The organism is Burkholderia sp. AU31652 (assembly GCF_002223155.1).
Lineage (GTDB): Bacteria > Pseudomonadota > Gammaproteobacteria > Burkholderiales > Burkholderiaceae > Burkholderia.
Genome location: NZ_NKFG01000004.1, coordinates 312555 through 331333, shown reverse-complemented (window position 1 = coordinate 331333; position 18779 = coordinate 312555). Strand labels below are relative to the sequence as shown.

The window sequence follows — 18779 nt, the reverse complement described above, 5'->3', positions numbered from 1 at the left end:
GGACGCATCGTGCACGGGAACGGATGCTGCTCATCGTCGGGTTCGTCCTGCCGGACGTTGCGCAAACATCGCTTTTCCGCATACCGCGGATAAATGGCCCGTGAGTTTGCGGGGTTATTCGTCCTCGCCTACAATCGGACGCTCGGCAGCATCCAACACAGCCTCCCTACATACTCAACGAAGGAATCGCCATGGCTCATACGCTCCCGCCGCTCCCGTACGCTGAAGACGCACTCGCGCCGACCATCTCGCTCGAGACGATCCAGTACCACTACGGCAAGCACCATCAGGCTTATGTGACGAACCTGAACAATCTGATCCCGGGCACGGAATTCGAAAACCTGTCGCTGGAAGAGATCGTGAAGAAGTCGTCGGGCGGCATCTTCAACAACGCCGCGCAAATCTGGAACCACACGTTCTTCTGGAACAGCCTGTCGCCGAACGGCGGCGGCGCACCGACGGGCGCGCTGGGCGACGCGATCAACGCGAAGTGGGGTTCGTACGACGCATTCAAGGAAGCGTTCACGAAGGCTGCAGTCGGCACGTTCGGCTCGGGCTGGGCATGGCTCGTGAAGAAGGCTGACGGTTCGCTCGACATCGTGTCGACGAGCAACGCAGCAACGCCGCTGACGACCGCCGACAAGGCACTGCTGACGATCGACGTGTGGGAACACGCGTACTACATCGACTACCGCAACGCACGTCCGAAGTTCGTCGAAGCGTTCTGGAACATCGTGAACTGGGACTTCGCAGCGAAGAACTTCGCGTAAGGTCCGGCGCCTGCGCGCCGCTGCGGCGCGCGGCACCCAGCAAAAAAGCCCTCGAAACGAGGGCTTTTTTGTTTTTGACGCGGTGAAACGTGTCGCGCGCACCTGGTCAGGCCGGGAGGCCGAGCCCCCAGCCGAGCGCGGCGCTCGCGATCACGACGGCCCACGGCGGCACGCGCCAGAACACCAGCGCGACGAACGCGACGAGCGCGGCGGCCAGATCGCGCGGCGCCACGATCGTGTCGGTCCAGACCGGGTGATAGAGCGCGGCGAGCAGCAGCCCGACGACGGCCGCGTTCACGCCGGCGAGCGCAGCCTGCATCCACGTGCTGCGGCGCAGGCGTTCCCAGAACGGCGCGGTGCCGGCCACCAGCAGGAACGACGGCGCGAAGATCGACACCAGCGCGATCGTGCCGCCGAGCCAGCCGTTCGGCGCAGTGCGCAGCGACGCGCCGAGGAACGCCGAGAACGTGAACAGCGGCCCCGGCACGGCCTGCGCGACGCCATATCCGGCCAGGAACGCCGCATCGCCGACCCAGCCGGGCGCGACCACGGCCGCCTGCAGCAGCGGCAGCACCACGTGACCGCCGCCGAACACGAGCGCGCCCGTGCGGAAGAACGCATCGACGACGGCAAGCGTATCGGAGCGCAGCGTACGAACCGCGAACGGCAGGACGACGAGGAGCGCCGCGAACAGCGCGAGCCACAGCACGCCCGCGCGAGGCGACACGTGCAGCGGCAGTGGATCATGCGCGCCACGTGGCGGCTGCGGCAGCAGCACGAGGCCGGCTAACCCGGCCGTGACGATCACCGCAACCTGGGTCCACGCGGCCGGCGCGAGCAGCGCGACGCAGGCGGCCGCGGCCATCAGCGTGACGCGGCGCGCATCCGGGCACAGCGTGCGCGCCATCCCCCACACGGCTTGCGCGATCACGGCGACCGACACGATGCGCAGCCCGTGCAGCGCACCGGCTTCGATCGGCGCGCCCGTTGCATGCACACCGAGCGCGAACAGCATCATCAGCAGCGCCGACGGCAGCGTGAAGCCGAGCCACGCGGCGAACATGCCCGTGTAGCCGGCGCGCGCAAGGCCGATCGCCATCCCGACCTGGCTGCTTGCGGGCCCGGGCAGGAACTGGCACAGCCCGACGAGATCCGCGTACGTGCGCTCGGTGAGCCAGCCGCGCCGCGTGACGAACTCGGTGCGGAAGTAGCCGAGATGCGCGACCGGGCCGCCGAACGACGTGAGGCCGAGCCGCAGGAACGCGATGAACACAGGCCACGGATGGCGGGACGGAGCGGAGGCGGTCGACGTGCTCAAGGCGAGGCGGGCGGATGAACGGACGAGCCGCCACGATAGCGCAACGCGGTGACGGCGGGGAGGCCGCGTGGCGGTGGTGCGGAACCTCAGCGCATGCCGTCGGGCAACCCGCTCGCGCGTCGCAGCGCATCGACGTCGACGAGCTCGATCTCGCCGACGTGCAGCCGCACGACGCCGTCGGCCTGCAGCGCCTTCAGCAACTGGTTGGTGGTCTGCCGCGTCAGCGACAGCATCGCCGCGAGCTTTTCCTGCGACAGCCGGATGCGGGTGCGGCCGGCACTGATCCCGCCGTAGCCGTCGGCGATCATCAGCAGCCGGGCGGCGAGCCGCTGCGCGGCCGGCATCACGCTCATCGATTCGACGGTCAGGAAGCTCAGGCGCAGTTTCTGCGCCATCAGCAGCGCGAATTGCCGCCAGTATTGCGGCGTCGCATCGAGGATCGCGAGCAGCGCGGCCTGCGGGACGTGCAGCAGCAGCGCGTCGTCGAGCGCGATCGCGTCGTGCGTGCGCGGCTGGCCGTCGAACAGCGCGATTTCGCCGAACCAGGTGACGGGCTCGGCCACCGTCAGCAGCGCTTCCTTGCCCTGCGGGTCGACCGCACCTATCGTGAGTGAACCGGCCAGTACCGCGTACAGCCCGCACGGCGGGTCGCCGCGCCGGAACAGCGCCTGGCCGGCCGGCAGCCGGCGCAGCGCCGCGCGGGCGAGCAGATCCGCGCGCAACGCGGGCGGCAGCGCGGCGAACCACGGGTTCGCTTCGATCTGCGGCAGGTACGGGGCGAGCGAAGAGGGCATGGGCACGCGATGTCGGGTAGCTGACAGAGGTTCTCGGGCGTGACGCGCATCATAGCGCTCAACCATGGACCAGGAGACGCGATGAAGACACTCGAAGACCATCTTGCCCAGTATGCGGCGTACCACCGCGACGCGCGCAACATCGCGACGCATCTGGTCGGCATTCCGATGATCGTGTTCGCGGTCGAGGTGCTGCTGTCGCGGCCGGCGCTCGGGGTGCTGGCCGGCATTGCGCTGTCGCCGGCGCTGCTGCTGGCCGTCGCGTTCGCGCTGTTCTACCTGCGTCTCGACCTGCGGTTCGGGATCGTGATGACCGCGCTGTTCGCGCTCGGCCTGTGGGCCGCGCAGGCGCTCGCGTTGCTGCCGACCGCGCAATGGCTCGCGATCGGCATCGGCGCGTTCGTCGTCGGCTGGATCGTGCAGTTCGTCGGGCACTGGTTCGAGGGGCGCAAACCCGCGTTCGTCGACGATCTGGTCGGCCTGATGGTCGGGCCGCTGTTCGTCGTCGCCGAGGTCGCGTTCTTCGCGGGGCTGCGCGGCGACGTGCGCCGCGAAGTCGAGCGTCGGGCCGGCCCCGTGCACGGCGGCGCGCATTCGCATGTCTGACGCCGCGGTCTGCGTGTTCGGCGCGGGCGCGGTCGGCTGCTATCTCGGTGGACGGCTTGCGGCGGCCGGCGCGAATGTGACGCTCGTCGGCCGCGCGCGGATCGGTGACGCGATCCATCGGCACGGGTTGACGCTGACCGACCAGCGTGGCTACCGTGCGACGCTCGCGCCGGCCGACGTCGTGTTCGAGTCCGATCCTGCGGCTGCGGCCACCGCGCGGCTCGTGCTCGTGGCGGTGAAATCGGCCGCGACGCGTGAGGCCGCGGCGCAGCTTGCCGGCGTGCTGCGGCCCGGCACGGTCGTGGTCAGTTTCCAGAATGGCCTGCACAACGCCGACGTGCTGCGCGAAGCGCTACCGCAAGCCACCGTACTGGCCGGCATGGTGCCGTTCAACGTGATCGAGCGCGCGCCCGGTGCGTTTCATCAGGGATCGGCCGGCGCGCTGGCGGCCGAAACCTCCCCCGCGCTGACGCCGTTCGCCGGCGCATTCGCGCGTGCCGGGCTGCCGCTCGCGCTGCATCGCGACATGCCGGCCGTGCAATGGGCGAAGCTGCTGCTCAACCTGAACAACGCGGTCAACGCGCTCGCGAACCTGCCGCTGCGCGACGAACTCGCGCAACGTGCGTACCGGCGCTGCGTCGCGCTTGCGCAGCGCGAAGCGCTGCACTGGCTGGCGCGGGCCGCGATCCGGCCCGCGCGGCTGACGCCGTTGCCGGCCGGGTGGCTCCCGGCGGTGCTCGATTTGCCCGATCCGGCGTTTCGCGTGCTGGGCGGCCGGATGCTCGCGATCGACCCGCTCGCGCGTTCGTCGATGTCCGACGATCTCGCGGCGGGGCGGGCGACGGAAGTCGAGTGGATCAACGGCGAGGTCGTGCGGCTGGCCGCGCACTTCGGCGGGCAGGCGCCCGTCAATGCGCGACTGTGCGCGCTCGTGCACGACGCGGAACGCGCGGCGGCGCGCCCGGCCTGGCGCGGCGATGCGCTGTGGGCCGAGCTGACCGCGCAGGCGCCGCGCGCGGGCGACGTGCGGGCCGCGTAGGGGCTGCACGGCTCGCCGCATGGGCGTGCGTGATGCCGCACGGAGTGTGCAACGGCTAAGATGCGGAGTGCGTCATGCGACGCCTATGCGGAGCCGTCACCATGGTGGATCGCCCGACTCTCGATGCCTACGACGCCCACGCCGCGCAATACGCGCAGGACTGGCTCGACCAGGCTGCGCCCGACGACATGTACGCGTTGCTGGAGCAGCATTTCTCGCCGGGGCCGACCGCGGACGTCGGCTGCGGGGCCGGGCGCGATACGGCCTGGCTCGCGTCGCGCGGCTTCGACGTGCGCGGCTACGACGCGAGCGCCGCGCTGCTCGACGAGGCGCGGCGCCGCCATCCGGATCTCACCTTCGAGCTGGCCGCGCTGCCGGCGCTGGCCGGCGTGCCGTCCGGCGCGTTTCGCAACGTGCTGTGCGAAACGGTCGTCATGCATCTCGAACAGGCGGAGGCGGCCGCTGCCGCCGCGCGACTGGCCGAGCTGCTGATGCCGGGCGGCACGTTGTACATGAGCTGGCGGGTGGCTGGAAATGGCGCGTTGCGTGACGAGCGCGGCCGCCTCTACACGCCGCTCGATTCGGCGCGGATGCGCTCGGCGCTGGGCGCCGGCACGCAAGTGATCGACGAGCACGAGGTCGTCAGCGCCTCGTCCGGCAAGCGCGTGCACCGGCTGATCGTACGCAAGGCTGCCGCCGCCGCATAAGTGGGGCGGCGCGGCGGCGCGTTCATTCGCGGTTGAGTGCCGCTTCCCAGTTGATGTCGACGCAGAGCACCTGCATGCCGGTCGCGACCGGCGCGGCGATCGACGCCGTCACGCACAGGTGCGCCTCGTTGATCGACAGGTAGGGTGCCGTCAGGTGCACACGGCCCGGCGCGCGCATCGCATCGATGAAGTACGGACGGCGTTCCCAGCTCGCCCCTTCCGAATGCAGCAGCGGCCGGAAGCGCTTCGCGCGCTGCGAGACGCTGCCGCGCGCGAGCACGTTGTCGCCGATCTGGCGCCCCGATGCGTCGAGCAGGAAGCAGCGTGCGGTCTCGGGCAGCCCGAGTACGGCTGCGGCCGCGTCGGTCAGCGATTCTCCCGCGACGAGCTTCTGGCTCGCTTCCTCGAGCGCCGCGACGTACGGCGCGAGCCGTTCCGCCTGCGTGCGCTCGCGTTTCGCGACGCGCAGCCGCAACGCGGCCGACAGCGTATCCATGCAGCCCGCGGCGGCCTGCGGCTGCACCGGTTCGACGCTCGGCCCCGCGAAGTACTGGCCCTGCACGAAATCGACGTCGCACTCCAGTGCGATCAGCGCGTCGCGCTCGGTCGCGAGCCCGCCCATCAGCACAAGCTGCCCGGATTCGTGCAGCAGCGACACGAGCCCCGGCAGCACGCGTTCGAGATGTGAGTGCTCGCTCGCCTGCGCGAGGATGCCGCGGTCGAGCGTGACGATGTCGGGATGCAGGTGCCACACGCGGTCGATGTTCGAATGCTTCGCGCCGAACCCGACGAGCGCGATCAGGAAGCCGGCCTTGCGCAGCCCGTCGACGATCGCCGCGTAGCGCGGCGTCTCGCCGCCCGCCTGTTCGGGCACCTCGAGCACGACGCGATGCGGCGGCAGCCCGAGCGCCTTCAGGTTCGCGAGCAGCGCGTCGCTGTAGACGGTGTCCATCAGCGCGGCCGGATGCAGGCTCAGGAAGAGCCATTCGTCATGGCTGTCGAATGCGTGGAAGTTGCCGAGATGCAGCGATTCGGCGAGCCGGCCGAGCTCGAGCAGGTCGCCGCGCCGCGCCGCCTGCGTGAACACCTCGTGCGACGCCACCTGGCGGCTTTCCTCGTCGTGCGCACGCAGCGACGCGTGATAGCCGATCGCGCGGCGGTGCGACACCGAGAAAACGGGCTGGAACACGCTGAACACGGTGTAGCCGCCGTACAGCACGGTGCGCCGGTTCCCGTCGTCGCCGGCGATGGGGCGGGGCGGCTGAAAGCCGGGGGGATCGATTTCGATCATGCTCATGATGTCGGCCGAAGGAAGACTGCCAGTTTACCTAGAGAATAGGCGAGCAAGAAGCGTGCACGGCATCGTACCCCGTGCGGCGGCGCGTCGCGGCCAAGCCCCGCGGGGCATTGCCGGTGTTTCGGATGCGCATCGCGGGGCCGCGCTGCACCGTGATGGTGCGCGCCGACCCGGTTCGGCGCGCGCCACGCATCACGCGCGCTCGGACGGGTCGGTCTTGCGCGCGGTGCTGCGGATCTCGGGCGCGAGCTGCGCGAAGATCCACGCGGAAGCCGCCGTGATGATCCCGACGCAGATGAACGTCGCATGGAACGCCGGCAGCGTGTTGCTCGGCGTCACGGTGCGCAGCATGCCCGTGAACGTCGCGAGCAGCGCGCCCGCGACCGTGACGCCGAGGCTCATCGACAGCATCTGCACGAGCGAGAACAGGCTGTTGCCGCTGCTCGCGCCGCCCGTGCCGAGATCCTTCAGCGTCAGCGTGTTCATCGCGGTGAACTGCATCGAGTTGAAGCCGCCGAACAGCGCGAGATGCACGACCTTCACCCAGACGGGCACCGTGTCGCGCATCAGCGCGAAGCTCGCCATCATCACGCCGACCATGATCGTGTTCGCGAGCAGCACCTTGCGATAGCCGTGCCGCGTGATCAGGCCCGTGATGATCCGCTTCGAGAACATCCCGGCGGCGGCCACCGGCAGCATCATCAGCCCGGCCTCGAACGCCGAGTAGCCGAGGCTCACCTGCAGCAGCAGCGGGATCAGGTACGGCATCGCTCCGCTGCCGATCCGCGCGAACAGGTTGCCGAGCAGCCCGACGCTGAACGTATGGATCCGGAACAGCTCGAGCGAGAAGATCGGTTGCGGCGCGCGCACCGCATACAGCCCGTACGCGACGAAGCACGCGAGGCTCAGGATCAGCAGCACGAGCACGGCCGCGTGCTGCATCCCGAGATCGGCGAGCCCGTCGAGCGACAGCGAGATCGCGACCATGCCGATCGTCAGCAGCAGATAGCCCTTCAGGTCGAAGCGGCCGACGGCCGGGTTGCGCGAATCGGGCATCGAATAGAAGGTCGCGATGCAGCCCGCGACGCCGACCGGCACGTTGATCAGGAAGATCCAGTGCCACGACGCGATCTTCACGAGCCAGCCGCCGAGCGTCGGCCCGATCAGCGGGCCGATCAGGCCGGGAATCGCGACGAACGACAGCGCGGCCAGGTAGCGCTCGGCCGGAAAGGTACGCAGCACCGCGAGCCGTCCGACCGGCAGCAGCATCGCGCCGCCGACCCCCTGCACGACGCGGAACGCGACAAGTTGCGTGAGCGAATGCGCATTCGCGCACAGCAGCGAGCCGAGCGAGAACACCAGGATCGCGCTGAAGAACACACGCCGCGTGCCGAAGGTATCGGCGAGCCAGCCCGAGACCGGGATCATTACCGCCATCGTCAGCGAGTACGCGATCACGACCGACTGCATCCGCAGCGGCGATTCGCCGAGGCTCGCGGCCATCGACGGCAGCGCCGTGTTCACGATGGTCGCATCGAGCGTCTGCATGAAGAAGCCCGTTGCGACGAGCCAGAGCATCACGGTGAGGTTCTTTTCGCCGGGAGCGGCGGCAGGCGGGCGCTGGAACATGGGGGCGGAAGGGGGGCGCGGGACAGCCGACATTGTAGGGAAAGCCGTCGCGTCGTGCCGGTTCGGCGCAAGGACGGCGCGCAGTCCCGGCCGGCGGGTGCCCCGTCTCCGTCGATCGACCAGTACAGTTCAGCCAAAAGTGTCTGCATCCGTATCTGTCCGCGTGCTGCCACTGTCCGAAATACTGATGCCATCGGATCCGTGCGACCAGGAGGCTGCCATGCGCGAACTGCGACTTTATGTGATCGATGGCGACGAGCCGGCCGGTCGCTGGCGGATCGTCGATCGCACCTCGCTGGAGGTGGCCGACGGCGAGATCTGGGTGACGATCGAGGGCTTGCCCGACGATCACTGGCTTGGTGCCGGGGATTCGTTGATGCTGACGCGCGGCATGCGCGTATGGGTCAGCGCGGGGTCGCAGGGTGCGACGTTTGCGTTCGGTCCGCTCGAGGTGCCGGCGAGGCGCGCCGCGCAGGCGTGGTGGAGGCCGCTCGTCGCGTGGCGCGACGGCCGGCGTCACGCGCCCGCGTCGTTGCCGACGTAGCGCGCCCGGGGCGGGATCAGCGCTCCGTCTGTGCATTGTTCGAGCGAACGTTCGACGCTGGCGCGCGAGCGTATCGCGTCGGCACGGCAGCGTGCGAGCAGCGGCACTCGATCTGCGTGATGGTAGCGGTACCGGTCGCGCGATCCGGTAGTGAGCGCTGCAGGTCGCGGTTCACACGTGCAAGGGTTCACGCCGGTATCGAGGATACCGGCAGGTTTCTTGCGCACTGGAAGGGGTGAGGTCGGCCGTTTCTGCCGGAACGCAGGGGATACGACCGTGCGTGATGTGCGGATTCATGCAATCAGGATTGCTCGCGGTTGCCGCCGATCCTAGACTCGATGTTGTCTTTCTCACCGCCCATTCCGCCATGACCCCCGAACTTGCTTTGGCGCATCTGTGGCGGCTCGCACACGGCGACCCCGGCGCGCTGGCCCGTGCGACCGTAACAGGGCAGGACCCGACGCTGCCGTCGACCTTCCGGGTCGGCACGCTGGCCGCGGCGACGATCGCGGCAGCCGGGCTCGCGGCGGCCGAATGCCACCGGCTTCGCACGGGTGTTGCGCAATCCGTCGACGTGTCGGTGCGCGACGCGCTCGTCGCATTCCGCAGCGAACGCTACCTGCGCGTGGACGATGGTCCGCCGCCGGAGTTGCGTCATCCGGTGACGGGCTTCTTCGAGACGGGCGACAGACGCTGGATCCAGTTGCACGCGAACTTCCCGCATCACCTGAGCGGCATTCTCGACGTGCTTGGCTGCGGCGCGCAGCGGGACGATGTCGCCGCGGCGATCCGCACGTGGGACGGTGCGACACTCGATACCGCGCTGGCCGACGCCGGGCTGTGTGCCGCATTGATCAGAACACCTGACGAGTGGGCGTCACTCGAGCAGGCGCGCGCGATCGCGTCGCTGCCGCTGTTCGAGATCGAGCGGATCGGCGATGCACCGGTCGAGCCGATCGGTCGAGGCGAAGCCGCCCAGCCGCTCACGGGTGTGCGTGTGCTCGATCTCACGCGCATCATCGCGGGGCCGGTCGCGGGCCGCACGCTGGCGTCGCACGGCGCGCAGACGCTGCTCGTCAACGGTCCGCACCTGCCGAACATCGCGCCGCTCGTGATCGACAACGGGCGCGGCAAGCGTTCGACGTGGATCGACTTGCGCGATGCGGCGGGCATCGATACGCTGCACGCGCTCGCACACGACGCGGATGTGTTCCTGCAGTCGTACCGGCCGGGCGCGCTCGCGGCGCGCGGCTTCGCGCCGCACGCACTGGCGATGCGGCGCCCAGGCATCGTGTACGTGTCGATATCTGCGTACGGGCATGCGGGGCCGTGGGCGCAGCGGCGCGGCTTCGACAGCCTCGTGCAGTCGGCGAGCGGGATCGCGTGGCAGGAGCAGCAGGCCGCGCACGCGGACGCGCCGCGCCACCTGCCGTGCCAGGCGCTCGATCACGCAACGGGTTATCTCGCGGCGTTCGGCGCGATGATCGCGCTCGCGCGCCGGGCGCGCGAAGGGGGAAGCTGGCACGTGCGGCTGTCGCTCGCGCAGACGGGACGCTGGCTGCAGTCGTTCGGCATCGTGCCGGACGGCCTGCAGGCACCCGATCTCGCGCATACCGACGTGCGCGACCGGATCGAGCGCATCGCGTCGCCGTTCGGCACGCTCGACGCGGTGCGGCCGGCAGAGCGGTTGTCGGCGACCCCGCCGTCGCTTGCGCGCCCGCCCGTGCCGCTCGGCACCGATGAGGCGCGCTGGCTGTGAGCGCCGGCGGCACGGCGGGCGTTACTTGCGCAGCTCGACGACGAAGTCGTAGTAGTCGTTGCGGCAGTAGGTGTCGGTCAGTTCGATCGCGCGCTGGTCCGACGTATAGCCGATCCGCGTGATCAGCAGCAGCGCGTCGTGCGGCGCGATGCCCATCTGCTCGGCGATCTCGTCGGTCGCGTTGACCGCGCGGAAATGCTGCAGCGCGCGCACGATCGGCGTGCCGCGCGCTTCGAGATAGCTGTACAGCGAGCCGCCGATCGCCTGCGGATCGGGGATCAGCGTCGCGGGGAACGTCGAATTCTCGACGGCCATCACGATGCCGTCGGCGAGTCGCAGGCGCTTCAGGCGCGTGACCGATGCGGCCGGCGACAGCCCGAGCTGGATCACTTCGTCGCGGTTCGCCGGCTGGATCTCGCGCGCGAGCCATTGCGAGCTCGGCTTGAAGCCGCGCCGTTCGAGCATTTCGCTGAAGCTCGACAGCCGCGACAGCGGATCTTCGTAGCGCGGCTGGATGAAATTGCCGGCGCCCTGCGTGCGGCGAATCAGGCCTTGCTCGACGAGCAGCGCGATCGCCTTGCGCGCGGTGATGCGCGAGACGCCGAGCGCATCGGACAGCACGCGCTCGGAGGGCAATGCCTCGCCGGCCGTCCAGCGGTTGTCGTGGATCGCATCGCCGAGCTTGCGGGCGAGCTGCAGGTAGAGCGGCGTGTCGTTGTCGGGGTCGGGGCGCAGGTCCTGCCAGCGGTCGTCCGTGGATGCCTTCATGGAGTGGGTATCGATCTGATTGCGGCCATTCTAAGTCATCACGTGGCGCCGTTATAGCCGGTTTTTGCCGTGCAATAGGTGAATGGCGCGCCGATTGACTACACTGATGCGTCGTATTCCATGGCTGGGCCGCGGTGCGCGGCCACGAATCCGCAACGAGGAACGCATGACAGACACGATCGCCACGGTCGTCCTGCCGGACGGCGAGACGATTCCGAAGCTTGGCCTGGGCACGTGGGAAATGGGCGAACGGCCGGGCCGGCGCGCAGACGAGATCGCGGCGCTGCGCGAAGGCGTCGCGCTCGGGATGACGCTGGTCGATACGGCCGAGATGTACGGTGACGGCGCGACCGAGGAGCTGGTGGGCGAAGCACTCGCGGGCTTGCGCGACGACGTGTTCCTCGTCAGCAAGGTCTATCCGCACCATGCGAGCCGGCGCGGCGTCGTCGCCGCGTGCGATGCGAGCCTCGAGCGCCTGCGTACCGATCGCCTCGACCTGTACCTGCTCCACTGGCGCGGCTCGGTGCCGCTCGAGGAGACGGTCGAAGGCTTCGAGGCGCTGCGGCGCGCGGGCAAGATCCGTCACTGGGGCGTCAGCAATTTCGATACGGCCGACATGGCCGAGCTCGTCGATGAAGCCGGTGGCGGTGCGTGCGCGACCAACCAGATCCTTTACAACATCGCGCGGCGCGGCCCCGAGTTCGACCTGCTGCCGTGGCTTGCCGAGCACCGGATGCCGGCGATGGCCTACAGTCCGGTCGATCACGGGCGGCTGCCGAAGCACTCGCCGCTCGACGAGATCGCGCGGCAGCGCGGCGTGTCGGTGATGCGCGTCGCGCTCGCGTGGGTGCTCGCGCAGCCGGGGGTGTTCGCGATCCCGAAGGCATCGCGGCTCGAACACGTGCGCGACAACCGGGCCGCGCTCGATTTCGTGCTCAGCGATGACGAGCGCGCGCAGCTTGACGCTTACTTCCGTCCGCCACGCAGCAAGCGCGCGCTCGAGATGCTCTGACGATACCCGCGGATCAACGCAGCAGGTCAGTGGTGGCCTCCTGACGATCCGCCGTTGCCGTGACCGCCGCCGTTGCCGTTCCCGGTGCCATGGCCGTTGCCGACACCGTTGGCCCCGCCATTGCCGGCGCCGCCACTGCCGTTTCCATTGCCGTTGCCACCGCCATTGCCGTGGCCGCCATTGCTGCCGGTACCGCCGCCGTTGCCCGAGCCGCTGCTGCCGCCGGCGCCATTGCCATTGCCGCGACCGTTGCCGACACCGTTGGCCCCGCCATTGCCGGCGCCGCCACTGCCGTTTCCGTTGCCACCGCCGTTACCGTTGCTGCCGGTACCGCCGCCGTTGCCCGAGCCGCTGTTGCCGCCGGCGCCATTGCCATTGCCGCGACCGTTGCCGACACCGTTGGCCCCGCCATTGCCGGCGCCGCCACTGCCGTTTCCATTGCCGTTGCCACCACCGTTACCGTGGCCACCGCCGTCGCCATGGCCACCGCCGTTGCCGTGGCCGCCGCCACCGCCGTCACCATGGCCACTACCGTTGCCGTGGCCGCCGCCACCGCCGTCGCCATGGCCACCACCGTTGCCGTGACCACCGCCATCGCCGTCGCCGTCGCCATGGCCACCACCGTTGCCGTGACCACCGCCATCGCCGTCGCCATGGCCACCACCGTTGCCGTGACCACCGCCATCGCCGTCGCCATGGCCGCCACCGTTGCCGTGACCGCCGCCGTCACCGTTGCCCTGGCCACCGCTGCCGTGACCGCCACCATCACCGTCCCCGTGGCCGCCGTTGCCGTGACCGCCGCCATCACCGTCACCACCACCACCGCCATGGCCACCATGTCCGCCGTGACCTCCGCCGCCTGAAGTTCCACCACCGGAAGTGCCGCCTCCCGAGGTACCGCCACCGGAAGTACCGCCGCCCGAAGTACCGCCACCGGAGGTGCCGCCACCCGAAGTGCCGCCACCGGAAGTACCGCCACCCGAGGTACCGCCACCGGAAGTACCACCACCGGAAGTCCCACCACCGGAAGTCCCACCACCGGAAGTGCCGCCACCCGAAGTGCCACCACCCGAAGTGCCACCACCCGAAGTGCCACCACCCGAAGTGCCACCACCCGAAGTGCCGCCACCGGAAGAACCACCACCCGAACCCCCGCTGCCGGACGCATTGCCTCCGCGGCCCGAGCCACCTGAACCACTCGTGCCGCCGGATGTTCCGCTTGTCGTTCCGCCGACACCAGCAGGCCCGACGGTACCGTTCCCGTTGTTGCCGCTACCGCCGCCGTTCCCGTTCCCGTTTCCGCTACCGGGGCTGCCGCCGCTGCCATTGCCGCCCGAGCCTGCGCCATTTCCGCCCACGCGCCCGCCGGCGAAGACGTGCACCGCGCACGCCGCCGGATTGGCTGCGCAAGGCGAAGCATCGTCGACCAGCGTCATGATGGCGTCCGCGCTGGCAACTGCATCGGCCGCGGCGTCCGGTGTCGCATCCTGTGCGACGGCATACGAGCAGCAGCACGCGAACGCGGCTGCGGCGAACAAGGTTGCGCGATAGCGCCGTCCCGGCGTACGGAACGGTTGTTTCTTCTTGAGCATCATGGCCTCCCCATGCGCGCGATGCCTCGTCGCCGCGCGGCTATCTAGGTGTGGTGCAGGGGGCCGGTAAAGATTCGTAGTCCTGTCGGCAGCCGATCGCGTCCGGGCGGGCGCTGGACGCCAGCCGCGAGCGCGGAACGGTATGCGGGCCCGCCGTGCGAATCCCTATCTGCGAGATCCGTGCCACCGGCCGCTTGCGCCCGTCGCGCAAGGCGCACGCGAGTGCGCGACGGCGCCTGCAACGCCTTGGGGGGAGTTTTGTTTCCGGAATGAAACGTCTGAGCTATGTTCAGCGTGCAGGCGCATCGGCCGCACGCTGCCAGCGGTGGAACAGGATCGACGCGATCCAGCAGACGAGGAACAGGGCGACGATGCCGTAGCCGATCGAGCCGAAGCGTTCGCCGAGCGCATCGAGCGCGTCGCGCACGGGGCCCGTCAGCGACAGCTTGTCGGCCAGCAGGCCGGCTGCCTCAATCCCGCCGATCGCCAGTGCGACGGCCGCCGACACGAACGTGATGCTCGCGTTGTAGAGCAGCTTGCGCTGCGGATCGTCCATCGCCCAGCCGTACGCGTGAATCATCAGCACGTTGTCGGTCGAGTCGATCAGCGTCATGCCGGCGGTGAACAGCGCGGGAAACAGCATGACCGTATAGACCGGCAGCCCCTGGCTCGCCTGTGCGGCGGCGATCGCGAGCAGGCCGATTTCGGTTGCAGTATCGAAACCGAGCCCGAACAGCACGCCGACCGGATACATGTGCCAGCTCTTCGACACGAACCGGAACAGCGGTCGCAGCAGCCGGGACACGAGCCCGGCGGGGCGGTGCACATGCGCGGCATCGTGCGCATGCCCGTGCGTGCCGCGATAGCGCCGCCACACGTCGCGCAGGATCACCAGGTTCACGCACGCGAGCACGAGCAGGAAGGTGGCCGACACCGCCGTGCCGATCGTGCCGCCGATCTCGCGGAATGCGTCGAACCGGTCGCGCAGCGCGAACGCGGTCAGCGCGATGCCGAGCGTCGCGGCGATCACGATCGTCGAATGACCGAGCGAGAAGAACAGCCCGACGCTCACCGGACGCTGGCCTTCCTGCATCAGCTTGCGCGTTGCAACGTCGATCGCGGCGATGTGATCGGCGTCGACCGCATGACGCAGCCCGAGCCCGTATGCGATCGCCGCGGTGCCGAGCAGCAGCGGATGATCGCGCAACACGGCGAGCGCCCACAGCCAGACGGCGGCGTTCGCGGCGATCAGGCCGGCATAGAGGATCAGCAGGCGGCGCAGGGCAGGGGTGGGCGGCATCGGGATGGTTCCATCTGATGAATCGCGATGCATTGTGGCACGCGAAAAAAAACCGGGACGTGCCGATCAAAAAAGGCCGTGTGTGCGGTGCGCGCGAATGAAAAAAGGCCCGTCCGGAACCGGACGGGCCTTGCCTGCAAGCAGCAGCGCGCGAGCGCGCCGCGCTTACTTCACTTTCGCGTTGATCACGCCTTCCGATACGTTGGCCGGCGTTTCCGCGTACTGCTTGAACTCCATCGTGTAGGTCGCGCGGCCCTGCGTGGCCGAACGCAGCGACGTCGAATAGCCAAACATTTCCGCGAGCGGCACTTCGGCGCGCACGAGCTTGCCGCCGCCACCCGCGATGTCTTCCATCCCCTGCACGATGCCGCGACGGCTCGACAGGTCGCCCATCACGTTGCCCATGAAGTCCTCGGGCGTTTCCACCTCGACGGCCATCATCGGCTCGAGCAGCACGGGCTTCGCGCGGCGCATCGCTTCCTTGAACGCCATCGAGCCGGCCATCCGGAACGCGTTTTCGTTCGAGTCGACGTCGTGGTACGAGCCGAACGTCAGGTGCACCTTCACGTCGACGACCGGATAGCCCGCGAGCACGCCGCTCTTCAGCGTCTCGGTGATGCCCTTGTCGACGGCCGGGATGAATTCGCGCGGAATCACGCCGCCCTTGATCTCGTCGAGGAACTCGTAGCCCTTGCCGGGGTTCGGCTCGAGCGTGATCACCGCGTGGCCGTACTGGCCGCGACCACCCGACTGCTTGACGAACTTGCCCTCGACGTCGGACGCCGTCGTGCGCACCGTCTCGCGATATGCGACCTGCGGCTTGCCGACCGTTGCCTCGACGCCGAATTCGCGCTTCATCCGGTCGACCAGGATTTCGAGGTGAAGCTCGCCCATCCCCGAAATGATCGTCTGGCCGGATTCTTCGTCGGTCTGCACGCGGAACGACGGATCTTCCTGCGCGAGGCGGTTCAGCGCCAGGCCCATCTTTTCCTGGTCGGCCTTCGTCTTCGGCTCGACGGCCTGCGAGATCACCGGCTCCGGGAATTCCATCTTCTCGAGGATGATCGGCTTCGCCGGATCGCACAGCGTGTCGCCGGTGGTCGCTTCCTTCAGCCCGACGGCCGCCGCGATGTCGCCCGCGCGCACCTCCTTGATTTCCTTGCGCTCGTTCGCGTGCATCTGCAGGATCCGGCCGAGCCGTTCCTTCTTGTCCTTGGTCGCGTTGAGCACCGTGTCGCCCGATTCGACGACGCCCGAATACACGCGGAAGAAGATCAACTGGCCGACGAACGGGTCGGTCATGATCTTGAACGCGAGCGACGAGAACGGCTCGTCATCGCTCGGATGGCGTTCCGCCGGCTTTTCCGGATCGGCGAAGTCGTGGCCGAGGATGGCCGGCACGTCGACCGGCGACGGCAGGTAGTCGATCACCGCGTCGAGCATCGCCTGCACGCCCTTGTTCTTGAACGCGCTGCCGCACAGCATCGGCACGATCTCGTTCGCGATCGTGCGCTTGCGCAGCGCGGCCTTGATCTCGTCCTCGGTCAGCGATTCATGGTCGTGCAGGTACTTCTCGAGCAGTTCCTCGCTCGCTTCCGCCGCGGCCTCGACCATCTTCTCGCGCCATTCGTGCGCGAGCTCGACGAGGTTCGCCGGGATGTCCTCGTACGAGAACTTCACGCCCTGGCTTTCGTCGTCCCACACGATCGCCTTCATCTTCACGAGATCGACGACGCCCTGGAAATGATCTTCCGCGCCGATCGGAATCTGGATCGGCACGGCGACGCCTTTCAGGCGCTCGCCGATCTGCTTCTGCACGCGGAAGAAATCGGCGCCGATGCGGTCCATCTTGTTGACGAACGCGATGCGCGGCACCTTGTACTTGTTGGCCTGGCGCCAGACGGTCTCGGACTGCGGCTGCACGCCGCCGACCGAGTCGTAGACCATGCACGCGCCGTCGAGCACGCGCATCGAGCGCTCGACTTCAATGGTGAAGTCGACGTGCCCGGGCGTGTCGATGATGTTGATCCGGTGCTCGGGATAGTTGCCGGCCATGCCCTTCCAGAAGGCCGTGGTCGCGGCCGACGTGATCGTGATGCCGCGTTCCTGCTCCTGCTCCATCCAGTCCATCGTGGCCGCGCCGTCGTGCACTTCACCGATCTTGTGGCTCACGCCGGTGTAAAACAGGATGCGCTCGGTCGTCGTGGTTTTGCCGGCATCGATGTGAGCGCTGATCCCGATATTTCGATAGCGCTCGATGGGGGTTTTGCGGGGCACGTGAACCTCCTTAGGTTCGGATGTAAGCGGGCCGACAGCGGCGGCCCGGGCTGGACAAGCGAGACTTAAAGCATAGCGCTTGCGCGTGGCTTTTGCAGATGCGGCCGGCGGCGGCGGAATCAAGCCGGGTGCCACCGCCGGCGGGCGAAAAAAAAGCCGGCGCGCAACGGGCGGCCGGCTTCGGTCGGTGCGCGGCGCGGTGCCGCGGCAATGGCCGTTACTGGGCCTTCGGCAGGCCTTCGAGCTTCATTCCGGGCTTGATGCCCTTCGTCGCGAACCAGCCCTTGCTCATTTCGAGCGCATAGACGCCGTTGTTGCGCGGGCAGTGGTTGTCGGTCGTCTCGGCCTTCATCTCGTCGATGTCGGTGATCGTGCCGTCCGCGCGGATGAACGCGATCGACAGCGGGATCAGCGTGTTCTTCATCCAGAAGCAATGCACCGCGTTCTCGTTGAACACGAACAGCATGCCTTCGTTCGGCGCGAGCTGCGAACGGTACATCAGCCCCTGTTCGCGGTCGGGGTCGTTCGCGGCGACGGCTGCGTCGATCACGTACATGCCGGCGCGCAGCTTCACGCGCGGGAATTCGCTCGGCTGCTTGGCGCCGGGCGGCACTTGCGCGCTGGCGGCCTGCATGCCGAACGCCATGACGGCGAGCGCGGCGGGAAACACGGCGGCGCGCGCAAGGCGGCCGAGCGACGAGCGCAGGGAGAATTGCACAGCAAGGCTCCTATCTGGAAAACGAGACCCGCATGGTACGCGATGCGCGTCGTCGGGCACAAAAAGAAAAAGGCAGATCGCCTTGCGGTGATCTGCCTTTCAACGCCGTAAGAACGGCAAGACTGCGTGTTCTTGACTGCGTTATTTATTACAGCAAGCTTACTTAGTTCGAAGCAGCTGCCGGTGCTGCTGCGTCGCTCGCTGCAGCCTTCTTCGATGCCTTGTGGTGCTTCTTAGCTGCGTGGTGCTTCTTAGCAGCGTGCTTTGCCGGTGCCGAAGCAGCTTCAGCAGCAGCCGGAGCAGCTTCCGGAGCCGATGCTTGTGCGAATGCAGCCGTTGCGAAGAGACCAGCGACCAGAGCAGCGATCAGTTTGTTCATGTTGTGTTCCTCAGCTTTAGTTAATTAACCAAATGACCCGGCAATAGGAGTCATGTCGTCTAACGGTGCCATCCACCTTTCGGTTGACAGACGCTTCGAGAAATTTCTCATTGCGCTGCGGGCGCCGAATCGTATTCGATAAAAACGTCGCTTTCGTGACGCAAACACGGGTTCGGCTGCCAATGCCGGATAGCTAAGGTTGGCATCTGCGTGGTTTAACGCGCGATCTTCGCAGCCGGTTGACGAAAAAGATGACGAAAAATTCGCCTA

17 protein-coding genes are annotated in these 18779 nt (G+C 68.2%); 7 read left to right on the top strand and 10 right to left on the bottom strand.

Annotated features, from left to right (window positions below; translation table 11 throughout):
* The first annotated feature begins 191 nt into the window (after positions 1–191).
* Entirely contained in the window at positions 192–770 is a 579-nt protein-coding gene (gene sodB, locus CFB40_RS13910) for a superoxide dismutase [Fe] (RefSeq protein WP_011352986.1), read from the top strand.
* A gap of 106 nt (positions 771–876) precedes the next feature.
* Here sodB and chrA read toward each other — a convergent pair whose 3' ends face one another.
* Positions 877–2088 carry a chromate efflux transporter gene (gene chrA / locus CFB40_RS13905; RefSeq protein WP_089431611.1) on the bottom strand — a complete coding sequence of 404 codons (1212 nt, stop codon included), beginning with the start codon at positions 2086–2088 and terminating at the stop codon, positions 877–879.
* An 86-nt stretch (positions 2089–2174) separates the two neighbouring features.
* Complete coding sequence (locus CFB40_RS13900) at positions 2175–2882, bottom strand: Crp/Fnr family transcriptional regulator (RefSeq protein ID WP_089426642.1); 708 nt, start codon at positions 2880–2882, stop codon at positions 2175–2177.
* Positions 2883–2963: 81 nt separating this feature from the next.
* Between CFB40_RS13900 and CFB40_RS13895 the strand changes: the two genes are divergently transcribed.
* The 3 genes from CFB40_RS13895 (at position 2964) to CFB40_RS13885 (ending at position 5234) form a co-directional block, all read left to right on the top strand.
* The gene (locus CFB40_RS13895; protein ID WP_089431610.1) at positions 2964–3488 is read left to right on the top strand and encodes an Mpo1 family 2-hydroxy fatty acid dioxygenase; all 525 of its coding nucleotides are present in this window, start codon (positions 2964–2966) and stop codon (positions 3486–3488) included.
* The gene (locus CFB40_RS13890; RefSeq protein WP_089431609.1) at positions 3481–4527 is read left to right on the top strand and encodes a 2-dehydropantoate 2-reductase; all 1047 of its coding nucleotides are present in this window, start codon (positions 3481–3483) and stop codon (positions 4525–4527) included. The genes CFB40_RS13895 and CFB40_RS13890 overlap by 8 nt, the downstream gene beginning before the upstream one ends.
* A gap of 101 nt (positions 4528–4628) precedes the next feature.
* On the top strand, positions 4629–5234 hold the full coding sequence (locus tag CFB40_RS13885) for a methyltransferase domain-containing protein (RefSeq protein ID WP_089426166.1): 606 nt from the start codon (positions 4629–4631) through the stop codon (positions 5232–5234).
* Positions 5235–5256: 22 nt separating this feature from the next.
* Here CFB40_RS13885 and CFB40_RS13880 read toward each other — a convergent pair whose 3' ends face one another.
* Positions 5257–6531, bottom strand: coding sequence for an EAL domain-containing protein (locus tag CFB40_RS13880; protein WP_089426165.1), 1275 nt, complete (start codon positions 6529–6531; stop codon positions 5257–5259).
* Positions 6532–6723: 192 nt separating this feature from the next.
* On the bottom strand, positions 6724–8160 hold the full coding sequence (gene mdtD / locus CFB40_RS13875; protein WP_089431608.1) for a multidrug transporter subunit MdtD: 1437 nt from the start codon (positions 8158–8160) through the stop codon (positions 6724–6726).
* A gap of 220 nt (positions 8161–8380) precedes the next feature.
* On the opposite strand from mdtD, the gene CFB40_RS13870 reads away from it, so the two are divergent.
* Positions 8381–8704: a DUF2917 domain-containing protein gene (locus CFB40_RS13870; protein WP_089431607.1), complete on the top strand. Its 324-nt coding sequence runs from the start codon at positions 8381–8383 to the stop codon at positions 8702–8704.
* A gap of 367 nt (positions 8705–9071) precedes the next feature.
* Positions 9072–10463, top strand: a complete 1392-nt coding sequence (locus CFB40_RS13865; RefSeq protein ID WP_089426161.1) for a CoA transferase — start codon at positions 9072–9074, stop codon at positions 10461–10463.
* 21 nt (positions 10464–10484) lie between these two features.
* On the opposite strand, the gene CFB40_RS13860 is transcribed toward CFB40_RS13865, so the two are convergent.
* Positions 10485–11231, bottom strand: coding sequence for a GntR family transcriptional regulator (locus CFB40_RS13860; RefSeq protein WP_011352976.1), 747 nt, complete (start codon positions 11229–11231; stop codon positions 10485–10487).
* A 166-nt stretch (positions 11232–11397) separates the two neighbouring features.
* Here CFB40_RS13860 and CFB40_RS13855 point away from each other — a divergent pair, with 166 nt between their 5' ends.
* Positions 11398–12243, top strand: a complete 846-nt coding sequence (locus CFB40_RS13855) for an aldo/keto reductase (protein WP_089426160.1) — start codon at positions 11398–11400, stop codon at positions 12241–12243.
* A gap of 26 nt (positions 12244–12269) precedes the next feature.
* Here CFB40_RS13855 and CFB40_RS39535 read toward each other — a convergent pair whose 3' ends face one another.
* The 5 genes from CFB40_RS39535 to CFB40_RS13830 form a co-directional block, all read right to left on the bottom strand.
* The gene (locus CFB40_RS39535; protein WP_089431883.1) at positions 12270–13835 is read right to left on the bottom strand and encodes a hypothetical protein; all 1566 of its coding nucleotides are present in this window, start codon (positions 13833–13835) and stop codon (positions 12270–12272) included.
* A 289-nt stretch (positions 13836–14124) separates the two neighbouring features.
* Complete coding sequence (locus CFB40_RS13845; protein WP_174941971.1) at positions 14125–15135, bottom strand: HoxN/HupN/NixA family nickel/cobalt transporter; 1011 nt, start codon at positions 15133–15135, stop codon at positions 14125–14127.
* 165 nt (positions 15136–15300) lie between these two features.
* On the bottom strand, positions 15301–17412 hold the full coding sequence (gene fusA / locus CFB40_RS13840; RefSeq protein WP_089426158.1) for an elongation factor G: 2112 nt from the start codon (positions 17410–17412) through the stop codon (positions 15301–15303).
* 217 nt (positions 17413–17629) lie between these two features.
* The gene (locus tag CFB40_RS13835; protein ID WP_089426157.1) at positions 17630–18130 is read right to left on the bottom strand and encodes a DUF192 domain-containing protein; all 501 of its coding nucleotides are present in this window, start codon (positions 18128–18130) and stop codon (positions 17630–17632) included.
* Between the two features lie 163 nt (positions 18131–18293).
* On the bottom strand, positions 18294–18509 hold the full coding sequence (locus CFB40_RS13830) for a hypothetical protein (RefSeq protein WP_011352970.1): 216 nt from the start codon (positions 18507–18509) through the stop codon (positions 18294–18296).
* Positions 18510–18779 lie beyond the last annotated feature (270 nt).

Excerpts from the sequence above, each read along its gene's own strand:
- CFB40_RS13885 (WP_089426166.1), top strand. The coding sequence starts at position 4,629 with ATGGTGGATCGCCCGACTCTCGATGCCTACGACGCCCACGCCGCGCAA.
- CFB40_RS13890 (WP_089431609.1), top strand. The coding sequence starts at position 3,481 with ATGTCTGACGCCGCGGTCTGCGTGTTCGGCGCGGGCGCGGTCGGCTGC.
- CFB40_RS13900 (WP_089426642.1), bottom strand. The coding sequence starts at position 2,882 with ATGCCCTCTTCGCTCGCCCCGTACCTGCCGCAGATCGAAGCGAACCCG.
- CFB40_RS13880 (WP_089426165.1), bottom strand. The coding sequence starts at position 6,531 with ATGAGCATGATCGAAATCGATCCCCCCGGCTTTCAGCCGCCCCGCCCC.
- CFB40_RS13855 (WP_089426160.1), top strand. The coding sequence starts at position 11,398 with ATGACAGACACGATCGCCACGGTCGTCCTGCCGGACGGCGAGACGATT.
- CFB40_RS13860 (WP_011352976.1), bottom strand. The coding sequence starts at position 11,231 with ATGAAGGCATCCACGGACGACCGCTGGCAGGACCTGCGCCCCGACCCC.
- CFB40_RS13870 (WP_089431607.1), top strand. The coding sequence starts at position 8,381 with ATGCGCGAACTGCGACTTTATGTGATCGATGGCGACGAGCCGGCCGGT.
- CFB40_RS13865 (WP_089426161.1), top strand. The coding sequence starts at position 9,072 with ATGACCCCCGAACTTGCTTTGGCGCATCTGTGGCGGCTCGCACACGGC.
- mdtD (WP_089431608.1), bottom strand. The coding sequence starts at position 8,160 with ATGTTCCAGCGCCCGCCTGCCGCCGCTCCCGGCGAAAAGAACCTCACC.
- CFB40_RS13895 (WP_089431610.1), top strand. The coding sequence starts at position 2,964 with ATGAAGACACTCGAAGACCATCTTGCCCAGTATGCGGCGTACCACCGC.
- CFB40_RS39535 (WP_089431883.1), bottom strand. The coding sequence starts at position 13,835 with ATGCTCAAGAAGAAACAACCGTTCCGTACGCCGGGACGGCGCTATCGC.
- CFB40_RS13830 (WP_011352970.1), bottom strand. The coding sequence starts at position 18,509 with ATGAACAAACTGATCGCTGCTCTGGTCGCTGGTCTCTTCGCAACGGCT.
- CFB40_RS13845 (WP_174941971.1), bottom strand. The coding sequence starts at position 15,135 with ATGCCGCCCACCCCTGCCCTGCGCCGCCTGCTGATCCTCTATGCCGGC.
- sodB (WP_011352986.1), top strand. The coding sequence starts at position 192 with ATGGCTCATACGCTCCCGCCGCTCCCGTACGCTGAAGACGCACTCGCG.